This is a genomic window from Arthrobacter rhombi (assembly GCF_039526245.1).
Classification (GTDB): Bacteria; Actinomycetota; Actinomycetes; order Actinomycetales; family Micrococcaceae; genus Arthrobacter_H; species Arthrobacter_H rhombi.
The window spans coordinates 287,433-303,477 of record NZ_BAAAIV010000012.1; the positions used below are offsets into that span (position 1 = coordinate 287,433).

12 protein-coding genes are annotated in these 16,045 nt (G+C 69.6%); 9 read left to right on the top strand and 3 right to left on the bottom strand.

Annotated features, from left to right (window positions below; translation table 11 throughout):
• Nucleotides 1–2 precede the first annotated feature (2 nt).
• Entirely contained in the window at nt 3–3,542 is a 3,540-nt protein-coding gene (cydC, locus tag ABD088_RS11980; protein ID WP_343902165.1) for a thiol reductant ABC exporter subunit CydC, read from the top strand.
• On the opposite strand, the gene ABD088_RS11985 is transcribed toward cydC, so the two are convergent.
• Entirely contained in the window at nt 3,539–6,307 is a 2,769-nt protein-coding gene (locus ABD088_RS11985) for a DNA gyrase/topoisomerase IV subunit A (RefSeq protein WP_343902166.1), read from the bottom strand. The genes cydC and ABD088_RS11985 overlap by 4 nt on opposite strands.
• 125 nt (nt 6,308–6,432) lie before the next feature.
• Between ABD088_RS11985 and ABD088_RS11990 the strand changes: the two genes are divergently transcribed.
• The 3 genes from ABD088_RS11990 to ABD088_RS12000 are packed head-to-tail and all read left to right on the top strand — an operon-like array spanning nt 6,433 to nt 11,119.
• Nucleotides 6,433–9,216 carry a bifunctional acetate--CoA ligase family protein/GNAT family N-acetyltransferase gene (locus tag ABD088_RS11990; RefSeq protein WP_343902167.1) on the top strand — a complete coding sequence of 928 codons (2,784 nt, stop codon included), beginning with the start codon at nt 6,433–6,435 and terminating at the stop codon, nt 9,214–9,216.
• Between the two features lie 56 nt (nt 9,217–9,272).
• Nucleotides 9,273–9,938 (top strand): DUF5998 family protein, encoded by a 666-nt coding sequence (locus tag ABD088_RS11995; RefSeq protein WP_343902168.1) that lies wholly within the window; start codon nt 9,273–9,275, stop codon nt 9,936–9,938.
• A gap of 5 nt (nt 9,939–9,943) precedes the next feature.
• Nucleotides 9,944–11,119: an alkaline phosphatase family protein gene (locus ABD088_RS12000; protein WP_343902169.1), complete on the top strand. Its 1,176-nt coding sequence runs from the start codon at nt 9,944–9,946 to the stop codon at nt 11,117–11,119.
• Between the two features lie 21 nt (nt 11,120–11,140).
• On the opposite strand, the gene sepH is transcribed toward ABD088_RS12000, so the two are convergent.
• Entirely contained in the window at nt 11,141–12,304 is a 1,164-nt protein-coding gene (sepH, locus tag ABD088_RS12005) for a septation protein SepH (protein ID WP_343902170.1), read from the bottom strand.
• A gap of 375 nt (nt 12,305–12,679) precedes the next feature.
• On the opposite strand from sepH, the gene ABD088_RS12010 reads away from it, so the two are divergent.
• Nucleotides 12,680–12,979 (top strand): DUF4193 domain-containing protein, encoded by a 300-nt coding sequence (locus ABD088_RS12010; RefSeq protein ID WP_343902373.1) that lies wholly within the window; start codon nt 12,680–12,682, stop codon nt 12,977–12,979.
• 63 nt (nt 12,980–13,042) lie between these two features.
• Here the strand turns inward: ABD088_RS12010 and ABD088_RS12015 are convergent, their stop codons facing one another.
• Nucleotides 13,043–13,516 carry a DUF3093 domain-containing protein gene (locus ABD088_RS12015; RefSeq protein ID WP_343902171.1) on the bottom strand — a complete coding sequence of 158 codons (474 nt, stop codon included), beginning with the start codon at nt 13,514–13,516 and terminating at the stop codon, nt 13,043–13,045.
• Nucleotides 13,517–13,592: 76 nt separating this feature from the next.
• On the opposite strand from ABD088_RS12015, the gene dut reads away from it, so the two are divergent.
• From dut to ABD088_RS12035, 4 genes are read left to right on the top strand one after another with little or no spacing between them, the layout of a single operon-like run.
• Nucleotides 13,593–14,102 carry a dUTP diphosphatase gene (dut, locus tag ABD088_RS12020; protein WP_343902172.1) on the top strand — a complete coding sequence of 170 codons (510 nt, stop codon included), beginning with the start codon at nt 13,593–13,595 and terminating at the stop codon, nt 14,100–14,102.
• Between the two features lie 55 nt (nt 14,103–14,157).
• A complete protein-coding gene (locus ABD088_RS12025; RefSeq protein WP_343902173.1) occupies nt 14,158–14,919 on the top strand; it encodes a DUF3710 domain-containing protein in 762 nt (253 codons plus the stop codon).
• Nucleotides 14,912–15,313 (top strand): single stranded DNA-binding domain-containing protein, encoded by a 402-nt coding sequence (locus ABD088_RS12030; RefSeq protein WP_343902174.1) that lies wholly within the window; start codon nt 14,912–14,914, stop codon nt 15,311–15,313. Before ABD088_RS12025 ends, ABD088_RS12030 begins: the two co-directional genes overlap by 8 nt.
• On the top strand, nt 15,310–16,032 hold the full coding sequence (locus ABD088_RS12035; RefSeq protein WP_343902175.1) for a DUF3159 domain-containing protein: 723 nt from the start codon (nt 15,310–15,312) through the stop codon (nt 16,030–16,032). The genes ABD088_RS12030 and ABD088_RS12035 overlap by 4 nt, the downstream gene beginning before the upstream one ends.
• Nucleotides 16,033–16,045 lie beyond the last annotated feature (13 nt).

Sequence of the window (16,045 nt, forward strand, 5' to 3'; positions counted from 1 at the left end):
CCATGACGCCGACGACGCCCCCCGCACCATCCACTGCGGGCCGCCTTGCGGACCGCCCGGCAGCAGGCCGCGGTCCCCACCGTGCCTTGCGCGAGGTCCCGCGCCGGCAATTGGTGCTGCTCTCCGGTCTGTCGGCGCTCAAGGCCGTCGGCCTGATCCTGGTGGGGCAGGCACTGGCCTCCGGGATTACCGGCGTGGCAGCTGCGGGCGCCGTGCCGGCCGGAAACGTGCTGGCGCCGGCGCTCTGGGCCGGTTGCCTGGGGGTCCTGCTGCGTGCCGTCGCCACGTGGGCGTTGGCGTATGCGTCCCAACGGGTGGTGCTCGGTGCCAAGGAGCGCCTCCGCGGCCGCCTGGTCACCTCGGTCCTGACGGGACGGAACCGGGATTCCGCCGCCGAGGCACCCCGTGGACAGGGAGCGGTCGCCGCGCTGGCTTCGCGCGGGTTGGATGGGCTGGATGAGTACTACACCACGTTCCTGCCCGCCTTGGTGGGCGCCGCCGTCGTGCCCGTGTTCATCGGCGCGCGCATCCTCGCCGCCGATTGGGTCAGCGCCGTCATCCTGGTGCTCACCGTGCCCCTGGTGCCGCTGTTCATGGCGCTGATCGGCCTGCACACCCGGGACCGCATCGACGCTGCGGCGGCCGGACTCGATGCGCTGTCCAACCAGCTCGCCGAGCTCGCGCAGGGCCTGCCGGCACTGATCGGACTGCGCCGGGCCGGAGAGCGCCGCCGGGGTCTGGCCGCGGTCTCGACACGGTACCGGGAGACCACCATGGGCACGCTGCGGACCGCGTTCCTTTCCGGGTTCGCGTTGGAGTTGATTGCCACGATCTCGGTGGCGGTGGTGGCCGTCTTCGTCGGTGTGCGGCTGGTGTACGGGAGCCTGGGGCTGGAGGTCGGACTGCTGGCCCTCATCCTGGCCCCCGAGGTGTTCCTGCCGGTGCGTGCCGTCGGTGCCGCGTTCCACGCCTCCGAGGACGGGGTGGAGGCACTGCGCCGTGCCGAGGCGGTCATCGGTGACGGCGATGCAGCGGACGCCGGGGACCCGGAAGGCCCGGCCGTCGGGAGCCGGCGGGATGCCGCGCCGGCCGGGTGCGCGCCGGCCATCAGGGTCCGGGGACTGCGGATCCGCTATGCCGGTGCGGACCAGGATGTTCTCGCCGGAGAGGATTTCACCCTGCCCGCCGGGGGAGTGGCGGTCCTGGACGGCGTATCCGGCAGCGGCAAGAGCACCTGGTTGCACGCCCTGGCCGGCGTGCTGCCCCGCGATACCGAGGCGGAGGGCGTCATCGACGTGCCCGGAGCCGCGGCGACCGCCTGGATCGGCCAGCACCCGCGGTTCACCGAACCCACGGCAGTCCAGGAGCTGGCCTTCCACGCCCCGGAGGCCTCCCGGGCGGCGATCGATGACGTGCTGGGCGACGTCAAGGCACGGCACCTGGCCGAGCGACCGCTCGAGGACCTGAGCCCCGGTGAACTGCGCCGGGTCGCTGTGGCGCGGGCCCTGCTGCGGGTGCGCCACGCAGGGGTGCGCCTGCTGCTGGCCGACGAACCCACGGCCCACCTGGATGGTGCCAGTGCCGCTGCCGTGCGTTCTCAGCTCACCGCGCTCCGCGGCCAGGTGACCCTGGTGGTCGCCACCCACGACCGGGTGCTGGCCGGGCTGCTCCGCCACGGCCCCGAAGCAGCGGTTTCCGTTGACTCCTCGCCCGCTGGTTCCCCGACCGGTGCAGTGGAGCCCGACGATGGCAGCACCGCTGACCTGGCCGGTGAGCCGGGGGTGGTGTCCGGTGCCGGCGCTTCCACCGCCCGGATGCCCGGCGGCCGGCCGGGGTGGCGGGGGCGACGGCGCGTGCTCTCGTCGCTGCGCTGGTGGCGTTCGGGGATGGGAGGGGGAGTCCTGTTGGCTGCTGCGGCAGTGCTGTCCGGGGCCGCGCTGACCGCCGTGTCGGGCTGGTTGATCGTCAACGCCAGCACGCGGCCGCCGATGATGGTCTTGATGGTGGCCATCGTCGGGGTCAGGTTCTTCGGCCTGGGCCGCGCCGCGCTGCGGTACGTGCAGCAACTTGCCGTCCACCGGGCCGTCCTCGACTGGGCCACCGTCCTGCGTTCGGAGCTGTGGGAGGCGCTGTCCACCCGTCCGGCGGGCTGGGGGAAACTCACCCGCTCGGGCGGCGCACTAACCCACCTGGTGGCCGACGTCGACGAATTGCGCGACGCGGCCCCCCGGGTGCTGGTGCCATTGCCGGCGGCGGTCCTGGCGTGGATGGGATCGATCCTCACCGCGGCCCTGCTGGTGCCGGGAACCATCTGGGTCTTCTGCCTTGCGGGGATTCTGGGTTTCCTCGGGGGGCCCTGGCTGGCCCTCACCGTCGAGCGGGGGGCCGCGGCGCAGGCGGCCCGGCATCGCAGCTGGATCGCCGGACGGATATCGGCACTGCTGCGGGCCACCCGGGACCTGCGCGCCAACGGCCGTGCCGGGAGCGCCGTCGCAGATTTCACCCGCCGCGACCAGGCAGCGTCCTCGGCGTTGGTCCGTGCCGCCGCCGGAACCGGTCTCGGCGAGGCAGTTGCCGTGCTCTCCTCGGGGCTGGCGGCGATCGCCTGCATCGCCGTCGTCGCCGCCCACACGGCGGGTGCCGATGCCGCAGCGCTGCTGGCGGTGGTTTCGCTGCTCGCCCTGAGCCTGCACGAACCCTTCGCCAACGCCACCGAGGCAGCTGCCAGGGTCCCGTTGTTCGGTGACCGGCTCGACGCCGTGGCCACCGTCCTGGACCCGGCCGATGACGCGCCGGCCCCGCTGCCTGCCGATCCCGGCAGCTTCCGTCGGCTGGACGGGCTGGAACTGGACGGGGTGGCCGTGGCGTGGTCCGGGAACGCACCGGTTGTCGAAGACGTCAGTGGCCGCGTCCGCCGGGGTGGGTGGCTGGCCGTCACCGGACCCTCGGGCTCCGGGAAGTCCAGCCTGCTGGCCGTGTTGCTGGGCCTGGTCCGGCCCGCGGCCGGGACGCTGCAACTGCTCGATGCCTCCGGCGGGCTCATCGATCCGTGGGACGATCCTGCAGCCGGCGCCCCGCTGCTGGGGCGGATCAGCTGGTGCCCGCAGGAGGCCCACCTCTTCGATGCGTCGGTCAGGAACAACCTGTGCCTGGGCCGCGGCGTCGCGGATCCGGTGGATGACGCCGAGCTGCGGGACGCCCTGGTTTCCGTGGGGCTCGGCCCCTGGTTCGCTGCCCAACCCGCGGGGTTCGAGACCCGCATCGGCAGCGGCGGGCACCGCCTGTCGGGGGGACAACGGCAGCGTCTGGCTGTCGCCCGGTCGCTGGTGGCTGGCGCCGACGTCGTCCTGCTGGATGAGCCGACCGCCCACCTGGGCAGCGACGAGGCGGCCGAACTCCTGCAGGACCTGCGCGGTGCCCTGGCCGGGGTGGCCGTCGTGATGGTCACCCACGATGCGGCCCTGGCCACGACGGCGGACGCCGTGCTGAACCTCGGCGCCGCTGCCGGACGCGCGCCGGTTCCGGCGGGCCGGGGCAGCTAGGGCTGCACCGGCGTCGTGCCCCGTCCTTCGACTTCCACGACGGCGGAGTCGGCGAAGGGGACGCTGTCCTCCTCCGGGGCCGCCAACGGTGCCCTGCGCGTCGTCTCCGGTTCGAACCCGGGCAGGAAGTCCCCTGCGGGTGCCGCGGGAGCCGCGGGCCGGCCCGCCGGTTTGGCCTCAGTGGGGGAGCGGCGCGCACGGGCCGGAGCGGTTGCCGGTTCGGCAGCCCCCGGTTCACCGTTGGCGGACCTGTCGATCGGCGGTGCAGGCTCCCCAATGGCCTCCGGGGCCACCGGGATGCCGCCCAGGACGTCGACCTTGCTGGACAGCGGCACACCCGAGCCATCCCGTCGACCATGTTCGATGGGCAGGGCCCGCGAGATCCCTGCGGCGGACGCGGCCCGGGCGGGACCATGCCCGGCCCAGGCCAGCGTCAGCACGTCTTCGCCCTTGAGGAAGCGGTGCGCCCGCACGCCGCCGGTTGCCCGGCCCTTGGACGGGTATTCGTACAGTGGGGTGACCTTCACGGTGCCCGCTCCGGTGCCGGGCAGCGTGGCGCCGCCGCCGGCGATGGTCACAACCACCGCCTGGTCGTCGTCGGGGTGGGCTGCGCCGAAGAAGATGGCCTCGTCGTCGGTGGCGAGCTTGATGCCCGTCATGCCTGAGGCGGTCCGGCCCTGGGGCCGGACACCCGACGCGGCATAGCGCAGCAGCCGGGCCTGGGCGGAGATGAAGACCAGATCGTCATTCTCTCCCGGCACGCAGACGCCGATGACCCGGTCACCGGGCTTGAGCGTGATCGCCTCGAACTCGTCGCGGTTCAGCGGGTAGTCGGGGGTGACGCGCTTGACGATGCCACGGGCGGTGCCCAGGGCCAGGACCGTGTTCAGCGGCACCAACCCCACGACGGCCTCGCCCTTGGACAGCGAGATGAACTCGGCGACGGGGACGCCGTCGGCCAGATGCGGGAAGGACGTGGTGGCCGGCAGCACGGGGAGGTCCAGCACCTGCAGCCGCAACATGCGTCCGGTGGAGGTGATCGCACCGATCTCCCCGCGCGCCGTCGCCGGCAGCAGGGACGTGAGCACATCGTGCTTGACCCGCGGGCCATCGGTTGCCAACGGATCGCGGGTGGCGGTGCGGGCCAGCCGCCCGGAGGTGGAGAGCACCGCCCAGCAGGGGTCGTCCGCGATTTCCAACGTCAGCGGGGCCTTGGCGCTGGCGCCGACCGGTGCGGGCATGGTGGTGCCCTTCAAGGCGGTGGCGGTCTCCGACTTCAACAACACCGTGCGCCGCGGGGTGGCATACCGTTCGCCGACGTCGGCCAGTTCGCTGGAGACCAGCCCGCGCAGCAGCTCGTCGGAGGCCAGGATGGCGCTGAGGCGTTCGATCTCGCGCTGGAGCTCGTCGCGTTCCTTCTCGAGTTCGATCTGCGAGTACTTGGTCAGCTGGCGCAGGCGCAGCTCGAGGATGTGGTTCGCCTGGATCTCCGAGAGGTCATACACGGCCATCAGGCGTTCACGGGCAATGGCCGTCTCGTCCGAGGTGCGGATGATCTGGATGACCTCGTCGATGTCGACGATGGCGATGAGCAGGCCCTCCACCAGATGCAGGCGGTCCTTCTTCTTGCCCAGCCGGAACGCCGTCCGGCGGGTGACCACCGAGAGGCGGTGGGCGACGTAGACCTCGAGCAGCTCGCGCAGCCCCAGCGTGCGCGGCTGCCCGTCGACGAGGGCCACGTTGTTGATCCCGAAGGAATCCTCCATGGGCGTGTACTTGTAGAGCTGCTGCAGCACCGCGTTGGGATTGAACCCGTTCTTGAGCTCGATGACCAGGCGCATGCCGTTTTTGCGGTCGGTCAGGTCGATGACATCCGCGACGCCGGAGAGCTTCTTGGCGGTGACGGCGTCCTTGATCTTCTGGATGACCTTTTCCGGGCCGACCATGTAGGGGAGCTCGGTGACGACGAGTCCACTGCGGCGGGCACTGATCTGCTCCAGCTCGACCTTGGCGCGGGTCTTGAACGAACCGCGGCCGGTGGTGTACGCATCCTTGATGCCGTCCAGACCGATGACCAGGCCGCCACTGGGCAGGTCGGGGCCGGGAACGAACTTCATCAAGTCCGACAGCGGGGCATCGGGGTTCTCCACCAGGTGCCGGGCTGCTGCGACGACCTCGCCGAGGTTGTGCGGGGCCATGTTGGTGGCCATGCCCACCGCGATGCCCGTGGTGCCATTGACCAGCAGGTTCGGGAAGGCAGCCGGCAGGACCTCCGGCTGGACGAGCTGGTTGTCGTAGTTCGGGACGAAGTCCACGACGTCCTCGTCGAGGTGGTCGGTCATCGCCACCGCCGGGAAATCCAGCCGTGCCTCGGTATACCGGGGGGCGGCTGGACCGTCGTCGAGTGAACCGAAGTTGCCGTGCCCGTCGATCAGCGGCAGGCGCAGGGCGAAGCCCTGGGCCATGCGGACCATGGCGTCGTAGATGGCCGTATCGCCGTGCGGGTGCAGCTTGCCCATGACCTCGCCGACCACGCGGGCGCTCTTGACGTGCCCCTTCTCGGGCCGCAGGCCCATCTGGGTCATCATGTACAGGATGCGGCGCTGGACCGGCTTCAGTCCGTCGCGGGCATCGGGCAGGGCGCGGGAGTAGATCACCGAATACGCGTACTCCAGGAACGACCCCTCCATTTCGGAGGTCACGTCGATATCGACGATGTTCTCGACGAAGTCCTGCGGTGGTTCCGGTGTCTGCCTGCGGGCCATGATGTGTGATTCCTCGAATCGGTGCTGGTGCTTGCCGACCTGGGCCGGACGGCGCCGTAGCGGGCGCAGCGTCCCGGCATGCCGGATCGCAGCGGATCCGCGCGGGGAGGCCGTAGGCTAAGCCTATGGTGAACGAGGTGGAAAACGCTGAATATCCGGCCCATTGGGAAGCCGATGTCGTCCTGCGCGACGGGACGACCGCCCACCTGCGGCCCATCGGACCCTCCGACGCCGAGGAACTGCAGCGCTTCCATACCGGGCAATCCGAGACCTCCATCTACCTGAGGTTCTTCACCTTCAAGTCCAAGCTCACCGCCCGCGAGCTCGCCCGCTTCACCCAGGTCGATCATGTCAACCGGGTGGCGATGATCGTGCTGCGCGGCCAGCAGATCATCGGCATCGGCAGGTACGACCGGCTCGATGATCCCCTCGAAGCGGAAGTCGCGTTCAACATCGCCGACAACACGCAGGGCAAGGGCGCCGGGTCGATCCTGCTCGAGCATCTCGCGGCGGCGGCCCGCGAGAACGGCATCGAGCGCTTCAGCGCCGAGGTCCTGCCGGAGAACCGCAAGATGCTCACCGTCTTCGCCGAGGCCGGCTATGAGGTCAAACGCAAATTCGACGACGGGGTCGTCATGCTCGAATTCCCGATCGACCCCACCGACAAGTCGCGGGCCGTCATGGAATCGCGGGAACACCGCGCCGAGGCACAATCCCTCGCCGGCCTGTTGGCGCCCCGGTCGGTGGCCGTCATCGGGGCCAGCCGACAGTGGGGATCGGTCGGATACACGCTGTTGCAGAACATCATCGAGGGGGGATTCACCGGCTCCGTGTACGCGGTGAACCCCGACGCCCTGGAACTGGCCGGCATGATCTCCTACGGATCCCTGGCGGAGATCCCCGAAACGGTCGACCTCGCGGTCATCGCGGTGCCGGAATCCGAACTCGAGGCCGTCGTCGCGGACTGCGGAACCCACGGGGTGCGCGGCCTGCTGGTGGTCACCGGGACCTTCCGATCGGACCAGGCCGAGACATTGCGCCGGCAACGCGAACTGGTCAGGATGGCCCGCAGCAACGGCATGCGCCTGATCGGCCCCGCCTCGCTGGGGCTGGTGAACACCGCGCCCGAGGTCAGCTTCAACGCCTCGATGGCCCCGGGGATGCCCCGACGCGGCGGGCTGGGCCTGTTCAGCCAGTCGGCAGCCATCGGCGTCCTGCTCTACTCCGCAGCGAGTCGGCGGGGGATCGGGGTCTCCAGCATCGTCTCGGCCGGCAACCGGGCCGATGTCTCCGGAAATGACGCCATGCAGTTCTGGGAGGACGATCCCGCCACCAGCGTCGTGGCCTTGTTCCTCGAGAGTTTCGGCAACCCGCGCAAGTTCTCGCGCATTGCCCGCCGGCTGGCCCGGAGCAAACCGGTGTTGTTGGCCAAATCCGACGTGATGGGACTGCGGTTGCCCCCGGGACACGCGGTGCGCACCACCCAGGCACCCCTCGGGGCCGTCGACGCCATGCTCCGCCAATCCGGGGTCATCCGCGTCTCGTCCAACGAACTGCTGATGGACGTCGCCCAGCTCTTTGCCACCCAGCCGCTGCCCCACGGCAAGGGGCTCGCCGTCGTCGCCAACTCGCCGGCCCTGGCCCGGGTGGTCGAGGACAACGCGGAACAGCACGAGTTGTCAGTGGTGCGCAGGGAACGTGAAATCGTCCTCGACGACGGAGCCTCGCGCGCCCTGCCCCGGCTGCGCAGGACGCTGCAGGGTCTGCTGGCCCTCCCCGAGGTCGAATGCCTGGTCCTGGCCGTGCTGCCGGCGCCGGGCATCACGCACCGGGAACTGGCGGAAATCCTGTACGACGCCGGCCGGGAGGCAGGCAAGACCGTGCTGGCTTCGTTCACCGGGATCATGGATCCGTCGGAACCGGCGGTCGGGCTCCTGCAGATGAGGCAACCTTCCGGGCCGGCTGTCCAGCCGGTGGCCCCGGAGCCAGGCCCCACGGCGCCACCCGAAGACGCCGCAGCCGCGGAGGTCCGGGACGCGGCGCCGCTCCAACTGGCTGTCCCGACGTATGTCTCTCCCGGTGCAGCGATCGAGGCCCTGGCCGAAATGGTCCAGTATGTTGCCTGGCGTGATCGGGACTTCGGCCACTACGTCGAGTCGCCCGGCATCGACCGGGATCGCGCCGATGAGGTCCTGGCACGTCACATGCAGCAGGTCACCGGGACCGACCTGTTGCCCCTTTCACCCGACGCCGCCGCCGAACTGCTGGGCTGCTACGGCATCGGTGTCCTGGAGTCCGTGCCGTTCGCCAACGAGGACGAGGCCGTCCGGGCCGCGGACCGCATCGGCTGGCCGGTCGCACTGAAGGCACGTGACCAGTACCTGCGGCACCGGCTGGATCTGGGCGGTGTCCGCCTGAACATCACCGACGAGGAATCCCTGCGCTCGAACATCCGCCACATGCAGCAGATGCTGCGGCACTTTGGCGCCGATGACCTGGAAGTGCAGACCATGGCCGCCTCGGGTCAGGGATGTGTGGTCCGCGCCCTCGAAGACCCGCTCCTCGGACCCTTGGTCTCCTTTGGCCTGGCGGGGGATGCGGTGAATCTGCTCGATGATTGGGCGCATGCGATCCCTCCCCTGACCTCGACGGACCTCTCCGACTTCGTGCGCAGCCCGCGGGCCTCCCAACGCCTGTTCGGCTACCAGGGGTTCCCCGCGGTCGACGTCCCGGGCCTGGAGGACTTCCTGAACCGGGTGGCCACCCTGAAGGACGACCATCCGGAAGTGGCCCTGATGGAGTTCAACCCGGTCCTGGTCTCGACCGGGACGGTGACCGTCCTGTCGGCAGATATCCGGATCGGGAACCCGGCCCAGCGCACCGACAGCGCCCGTCGCGCGATGCGCTGACCCGGGGGCGCGTCCCGGATCGGCCCCTCGCCGTCAGCGCCGCTAGACTGGAGGACATGTTCTCCCGTACCTCGGCCGCCGGCCGCGACCTGCACAGTGCACTGGAACGGGCCGGGTTCTACCCGCGCCTGGTGGCCGACGTCGTCGAAGACGCCCTGGACGGGATGGAGCCGCTGGCGCATCTGGTCCAGCTGGAGACCCATATCGAACACACCGAGGTCCACCGGCACGTCACCGTCCTGGTGCTGACGGCCGACGTGATGGTGATCGTCCATGTGGACGACCAGCAGATGGACGAGATCGGTGATCAGGTCATGGCGCAGGTCTCCACCGAAACCGTGCCGATCGGCCGGATCGGCTCCGTGGTGCTCAGCTTCGTCTACCACCAGCCGCAGGACTACCGTCCCAGTGACAAGAGCCGCGAACTGACCCTGGCGATCTCGTGGTCGGGCGGCCAACGCGTCGACCTGGCTCCCGCCGGCTGCGCAGACCCACAATGCGACGCCGACCACGGTTACACCGGCACCCTGCAGAAGGAAGACGTGGTCATGCGCGTCAGCGCCGAAGCCGATGGGCTCCAGGCCGTCGACGAGGCCCGGGCCTTTGCCCGCGCACTCCGCAAGGCAACGACCTCCACCGCGTTGGAACCCAGCCAGGTGACCACCGATCCGCGGACGCCACGGGCCCCGGGCCGTTTCGTGCGCGGCCACCACCAGGGCTGAACCGGGTGGGAACCGCCACCGGCCCGCGACTGGAACCAGCCGAACCACTACCCGCTGCGCCGCGGTACGGCACGGCCGACCTGTCGGCGTTGATGCCCAGTGCTGCAGCCGCCCTCGGGGCCCCCGGCTACACCAACGTGCTGGGGCTGCCCAAGGCCCGTCGGGTATGTGTCGTGATGGCAGACGGCCTCGGCAAGTCACTGCTCAAGGCACGCTCGGGGCATGCTCCGTTCCTGCGGTCGGCCATGGCGAATTCGAGGACCCTGGACGCCGCCTTCCCCACGACGACTGCGGCCTCGTTGTCCAGTCTGGGAACCGGGATGGTGCCGGGGCGCCACGGTATCGTCGGATACGACGTCGTGGACCCCGCGGTCCCGCGCGTGGTGAACATGCTGGGGGCCTGGCCGGAGGATCTTGACCCCGCGGAATGGCAGCCCTACCCCACGGTCCTCGCGGACGTCGCCGAGCACCTGTACGTCGCGACCGCCAGCCTGCCGCGGTTCAAGGACTCGGCACTGACACGCGCCTCGCTCAGCGGTGGTGAGTTCCTGCCCGCCGGTACCCCCCAGGCCAGGGTCCGCGCCGCAGTGGAGGCGCTGGAAGCCCACGATCGGGCACTGGTGTACTGCTACTGGAATGAACTCGACAAGGCCGGGCACCGTTTCGGCAGCGATTCGACCCAGTGGGTCAGTGAGCTCGAGGAACTGGACGCGAACATGCGCACGCTGGCCCGGCGCGTCCCGTCCGGGACCTTGGTGCTTCTGGTGGCCGACCACGGGATGGTCGACGTGCGGCGCGAGGCACGCATCGACTACTCGCAGTACCCGGAGCTGCTCGAGGGGATCGCGTTGACGGCAGGGGAGCCCCGGGCCGTCCAGCTGCACTTCGAACCGGACGCCACGGAGGAGACCCGGGCGGCGGTGATCCTGCGGTGGAAAGAGGCCTTCGGCGCCAAGGCATGGGTCATCACCCGGGACGAGGCAATCGACCGGGGATACTTCGGTGCCGTCGACGAGCGGGTCAGGGCACGTATCGGGGACGTGCTGGTGCTGGCCAGCGGTGAACTCGCACTCTACGACGGGCGCAGGTCATCCGCGCAGGCGATGGAGATGGTGGGACAGCATGGTTCGATGACGCGTGCCGAACGCGAAGTCCCCCTGTTGGTGCTGGCGGCCCCCTGACACGGGCCGGCCAGCGGCAGGTCAGTCGCGCTTCTTGCCGAAGACGATTTCGTCCCAGCTGGGGACGGAGGAACGCTTGGCCTTCTTACGTGAAGCACCACCGTCGTCGTCGGTGTCCTCGTGACGCGTCACCGAGTCGTCGGCGTGGCGGAAGTCCGAAGCACTGAGGCCGGGGATCACCGTGTATTCGCTGGTGTGCGTGCTGACGCCGTCGTGCAGGTGCGGAAGGTCCTCGTCGTCGGCCTCGTCATGGGCCGGGGCGAATCCCAGTCGGCGGGCTTCCCCTTCGTCGACGAATTCCTCGTCGCGGGGGTGGGCTGCAGGGATCGACCCCTGGGACAGCAGCAGCGCCAACGCGTCGTCGCCGTCCTCGTCGACACCCAGACGCTGTCCGCGCCGTGCCCTCAGGACATCGAGGAGTTCCTCGGAGTCGTTGCCGGGGGCAGCGGGGGATCCGGTGCCCTTCGCGGCGCCCTGCACCTCGTGGCTGGGCTCGGATTCGAAATCGAAGGGACGGTCGGCCACCGCCGTCAGCCGGCGGTTGGTGAACGCGTTTTCCGCGGGCTCCATCTCACTGAGGACCTGGGCCCACCGGTTGGCGTTCTGCAGGGATTTCCGTGCCGGGTGGAAGACCCAGAGTGCCGGGGGCTCCTCGCCGATGCTGGCATCGGTATTCGAGCCGCTCACGTCAAAGGTTGCCGAAATATCCCAGGAGCCATCGCTGCGGCGCCAGGCGTCCCACTCCAGTGACGCGGCGCTGACGCCCAGCGTGCTCAGGCGGACGCCGACCATTTCGCCCAGTGAGGCCGGCTCGTCGCCGAAGGCCGAACGGTAGGTGTCATGCCCCTGCGGGGTGGAAACCTCGATGCCGCGGGCCAGCTGGGCGATGTAGTCGCGTTCCGCGCGCACCGGACCCTCATAGCGCAGCACATGGTCCAAGGGCAGGCCCGATTCCTCGGCCACCTGCTCAGCGGTGGACCCGGTGCGGATCCGGGCCTGGATCTCGCGGGGGGACAGCGCGGTGGGCGCATGTTCCGCAGTGGACGCGGCGGGGCGTCCAATGGGCCGGGCGGTGGCAGCCCGGAGCGCCTCGTCGATGCGCAGCACAAAGCTGGACCCATCGTCACTGCCCAACAGCAGGTGCTCGCCATCCTCTTGGACACCTACGAGCCGAAGTTGCTGCATACTTTCCCTCCACGGATGCCTACGTACGGGTAAGACTCTGCCACTGGACCCCGTGATAATCCGTCATTTGCCGTGGTGTGGCGCGGTTTGTTTGGGCCCCGGGGACCCGGCGGGGACGGCCGCTGGGCCTGGCTCCCGGGCTGTTCCGCACCGGGATTTGGAATTCTCCGGCCGATGGTGAACAATCTGTCCGTCACGGGCACAAAATGCCCGGTCGGGGCGTTGTGCTTCACGGGACGGAAACACTGGATCGACCCCTGGGGGCGGTCTCCGATTCCCAGGATCAATTCCCCGTCCAGACACCGATCCGGGAGTGCGGGCACCCGCCCGCGCGGACCGATGACCAGCGAAGAACCGGAGCGTGACCGAGAGAATATGGCGACCGACTACGATGCGCCGCGCAAGAACGACGACGATACCAAGGAAGACTCCCTCGAGGAGCTCAAGGGCCGTCGCACCGACAAGCAGTCGGCGGTGGTTGACGAAGACGAAGCGGAGGTAGCCGACTCCTACGAGCTGCCCGGCGCCGACCTCTCTGGTGAAGAACTGCTGGTCCGTGTGCTTCCGGCGCAGTCAGATGAGTTCACCTGTGCTTCGTGTTTCCTGGTGCGCCACCGCTCCCAGGTGGCGAAGGAGAAGAACGGGCTCTTCTACTGCAAGGACTGTGAGGGCTAGCCAGCTCACGGCGGCGGTCCCCGACGATACGCCAGGGCCCGCCCATGACCTGCGGGGAGGGACTTACGCCCGGGCGCTTTCCTGCAGGGCGCGCTGCAGTTCCTCCGGGCGGCGCGTTGACGCGAGCCAGTAGGGGGTGGCGTCATTCGGGTCGATGATCTCGAGCTTGGCCACCGGGTCGACCCAGCCGCGCAGGCACAGGAATGCGGTGCCGTTGAGTCGGCGTCCACGCTCCAGGGTGGCTTCCTCGCCGCGGTAGACCGAGACCTCACCGATGAAGCGTCGTTCAATGCTGGCGCGACCGACCTTCAACCAGTCGGCGGTCAGACTGATGGTGGGGGTGGACGAGAGCATGATGATCCCGACCGCGATGAAGACGATGATGCCCACGACAATGGAGAGCTCCAGGTTGACCGGCAGGAACATGGCCATTCCGGCGAACCCGGTCCCCACGACCAGGATCCACAGCCACCAGGCGGGCCAGAGCTTTTCGCGGTAGATCTCGGGGGACGATGTGGAGGCAGTCTGATCAGGCATGACACCAGCTTATTCTGCCGGGGCGTCCTGCCGTGCATTGGGGCTGCGGGGCAATCGGGCTAGAGTGAACTCGTTCATGAACCGCAACGCCCTGGAGATCCCGGCCACGATGCCCGACCAGCCCACCACCACCCTTGACGTCCAGCTGAAGATGCTCGATTCCGGCTTGGAACCGCCGTCGTATGCCCACCCGGGTGATGCGGGCGCGGACCTGCGGGCGCGCGAAGACGTCACCCTGGAACCGGGGGAGCGGAAGCTCGTTCCCACCGGGGTTGCCCTGGCCCTGCCCGACGGATTCGTCGGCTTGGTCCATCCACGCTCGGGTCTGGCCACCAAACACGGCCTGACCGTGGTCAACGCACCGGGAACCGTCGATGCCGGTTACCGTGGCGAGATTTCGGTGACCCTGCTCAATACCGATGCCCGGACCCCGATCGTGCTGCACCGCGGTGACCGCATCGCGCAACTGGTCATCCAGCGCGTCGAGCATGCCGCCTTCATCCCCGTTGAGGACCTGCCCGATTCCGTGCGCGGCGCCGGGGGCTTCGGGTCCACCGGCGGCTTCACCCCGTCGCCATCGCGTTGAGCACCGTCATCCCCTTGTCACCAGCTGCGGCCCCGAGGGGCCGGGAGGAGCACCCATGATCTTCAAGCGCAAGACCACCAAGACCACCGACGACGCAGTGTCCGAGGCCCGGACCGGGCAGGACGCTGCGGATTCGGAGACCGCCTCGGGCGCCGGAACCGATGACGGCCTCGAGCCACTGGCCCCGGGAAATGAACAGGGGCCGTTCGATATCGACGATGCCCCCGATCACGAGCACTACATCGACCTCGGTGCGCTGAAGGTCGAGCCCGTCGAGGGCATGCAGCTGCGCCTGGAGGTCGAGGAGGGCAGCCAGCGCGTGATCGCCGCGGCTCTGGAACTCGACGGGTCCCGGCTGCAGCTCCAGGTTTTCGCCGCACCGAAGTCCTCGGGCCTGTGGGACGGCATTGCCGCGCAGATCGAGCAGAGCATCGGCGAACAGGACGGCAAGATCGACCGGGTGGAGGGCCGCTTCGGCACCGAACTCATCGCCCGGGTTCCCGCCGAAGGTCCGGACGGCACCCAGGGATACATGGTCGCGCGGTTCCTCGGCGTCGATGGCGGACGCTGGTTCCTCCGTGGCGTCATCGGTGGCCCGGCCACCCTGGATCGCGCCCAGGCCGAGCGCCTCGAAGACCGGTTCGCACGGGTGGTTGTCGACCGCGGTGACCAGCCCATGCCGCCGACGGAGCTCATCCCGCTGACCATGCCCGCCGGCGCCGTCGCCCGTGAGGAACCCGCCGACGGCACCGACGACGGCGACTCGGGTCTGGATGGGCGGCCCGAACGCGGGCCGGAGATCACCCAGATTGGCTGAACGCTCCCACCCGACCCGGCGCCGGGGCTCCGACCTGGGCCCCGGGCGCCCGGTGGCAGCCGACGCCGAGCAATGCTCTGCGCTGAGCCAGCTGCCCGTCCGCGGACGGATCCAGGCCCGCGGCTTCGTTGAGCACATCAGGATCCTTCCGGGCGGGCAGGCCCCGGTTTTCACCGCAGGCGTCGTGGACACCCCGGCTCCCCCCGGAGGACGCCGCACCCCGGTGAGCCGGATCCGTCTGGTCTGGACGGGTCAACGTCGCGTCCCGGGCATCGAAGCCGGCACCCGGCTGCGCTTCGAGGGCATGATCGCCCCGGTCGACGGACTCCCCACCATCTACAACCCCCGGTACGAGATCCTGCCGGAACGCGAACATCCCCTGGAGGACACATGAGCCACGGCCCGGAGAACGGCCAGCCCCCGGAACCGGAGATGAACCCGGCCGATGACCTGGGCCGCCGCCTGGCCGAGGGATCGGGAATCCACCGGACCGCCAGCGGACAGGTCGACGTGCTCAAGACGGTCGGCGGTGTCCGCGGCCTCGTGGAAGCCCTGCTGCCGGGCATCGTGTTCCTGGGCGTTTTCATGGCGACCCAGGAGTTGAACCCCGCACTCATCTCCTCGCTGGCCATCGCCGCCGTGTTCACGGTGGTCCGTTTGGTCCGCAAGTCAGGACTCAGCCAGGCACTGGCCGGGCTCTTCGGCGTCGTGATCTGTGCCCTGGTGGCGCGCACCACGGGCAATGCCCGCGACTTCTACGTCCCCGGTTTCATCCTGAACGGCGCCTACCTCCTCGGCCTGGCGCTCTCCGTGTTCGTGCGTTGGCCGCTGATGGGACTGGTGTTCGGTTTCATCCGGGGCGAGAACACCCAGTGGCGCCAGGAGCCGCGGCGGAGGACCGCCTACAACGTGGCGACCTGGGTGATCGTTGGAGTATTTGCTGCCCGGTTGGCCGTGCAGCTGCCGTTGTACGCGGCGAACAACGTCGAGGCGCTGGGGGCGGCCCGCATCGTCATGGGCATCCCGCTGTACGCCATGGGACTGTGGTTGTCCTGGATGATTTCCCGCCCCGCATCCACGCCCGGGACCGGGGACGCCGCAGAGCGCCCCTGACCCCGGCTGACGC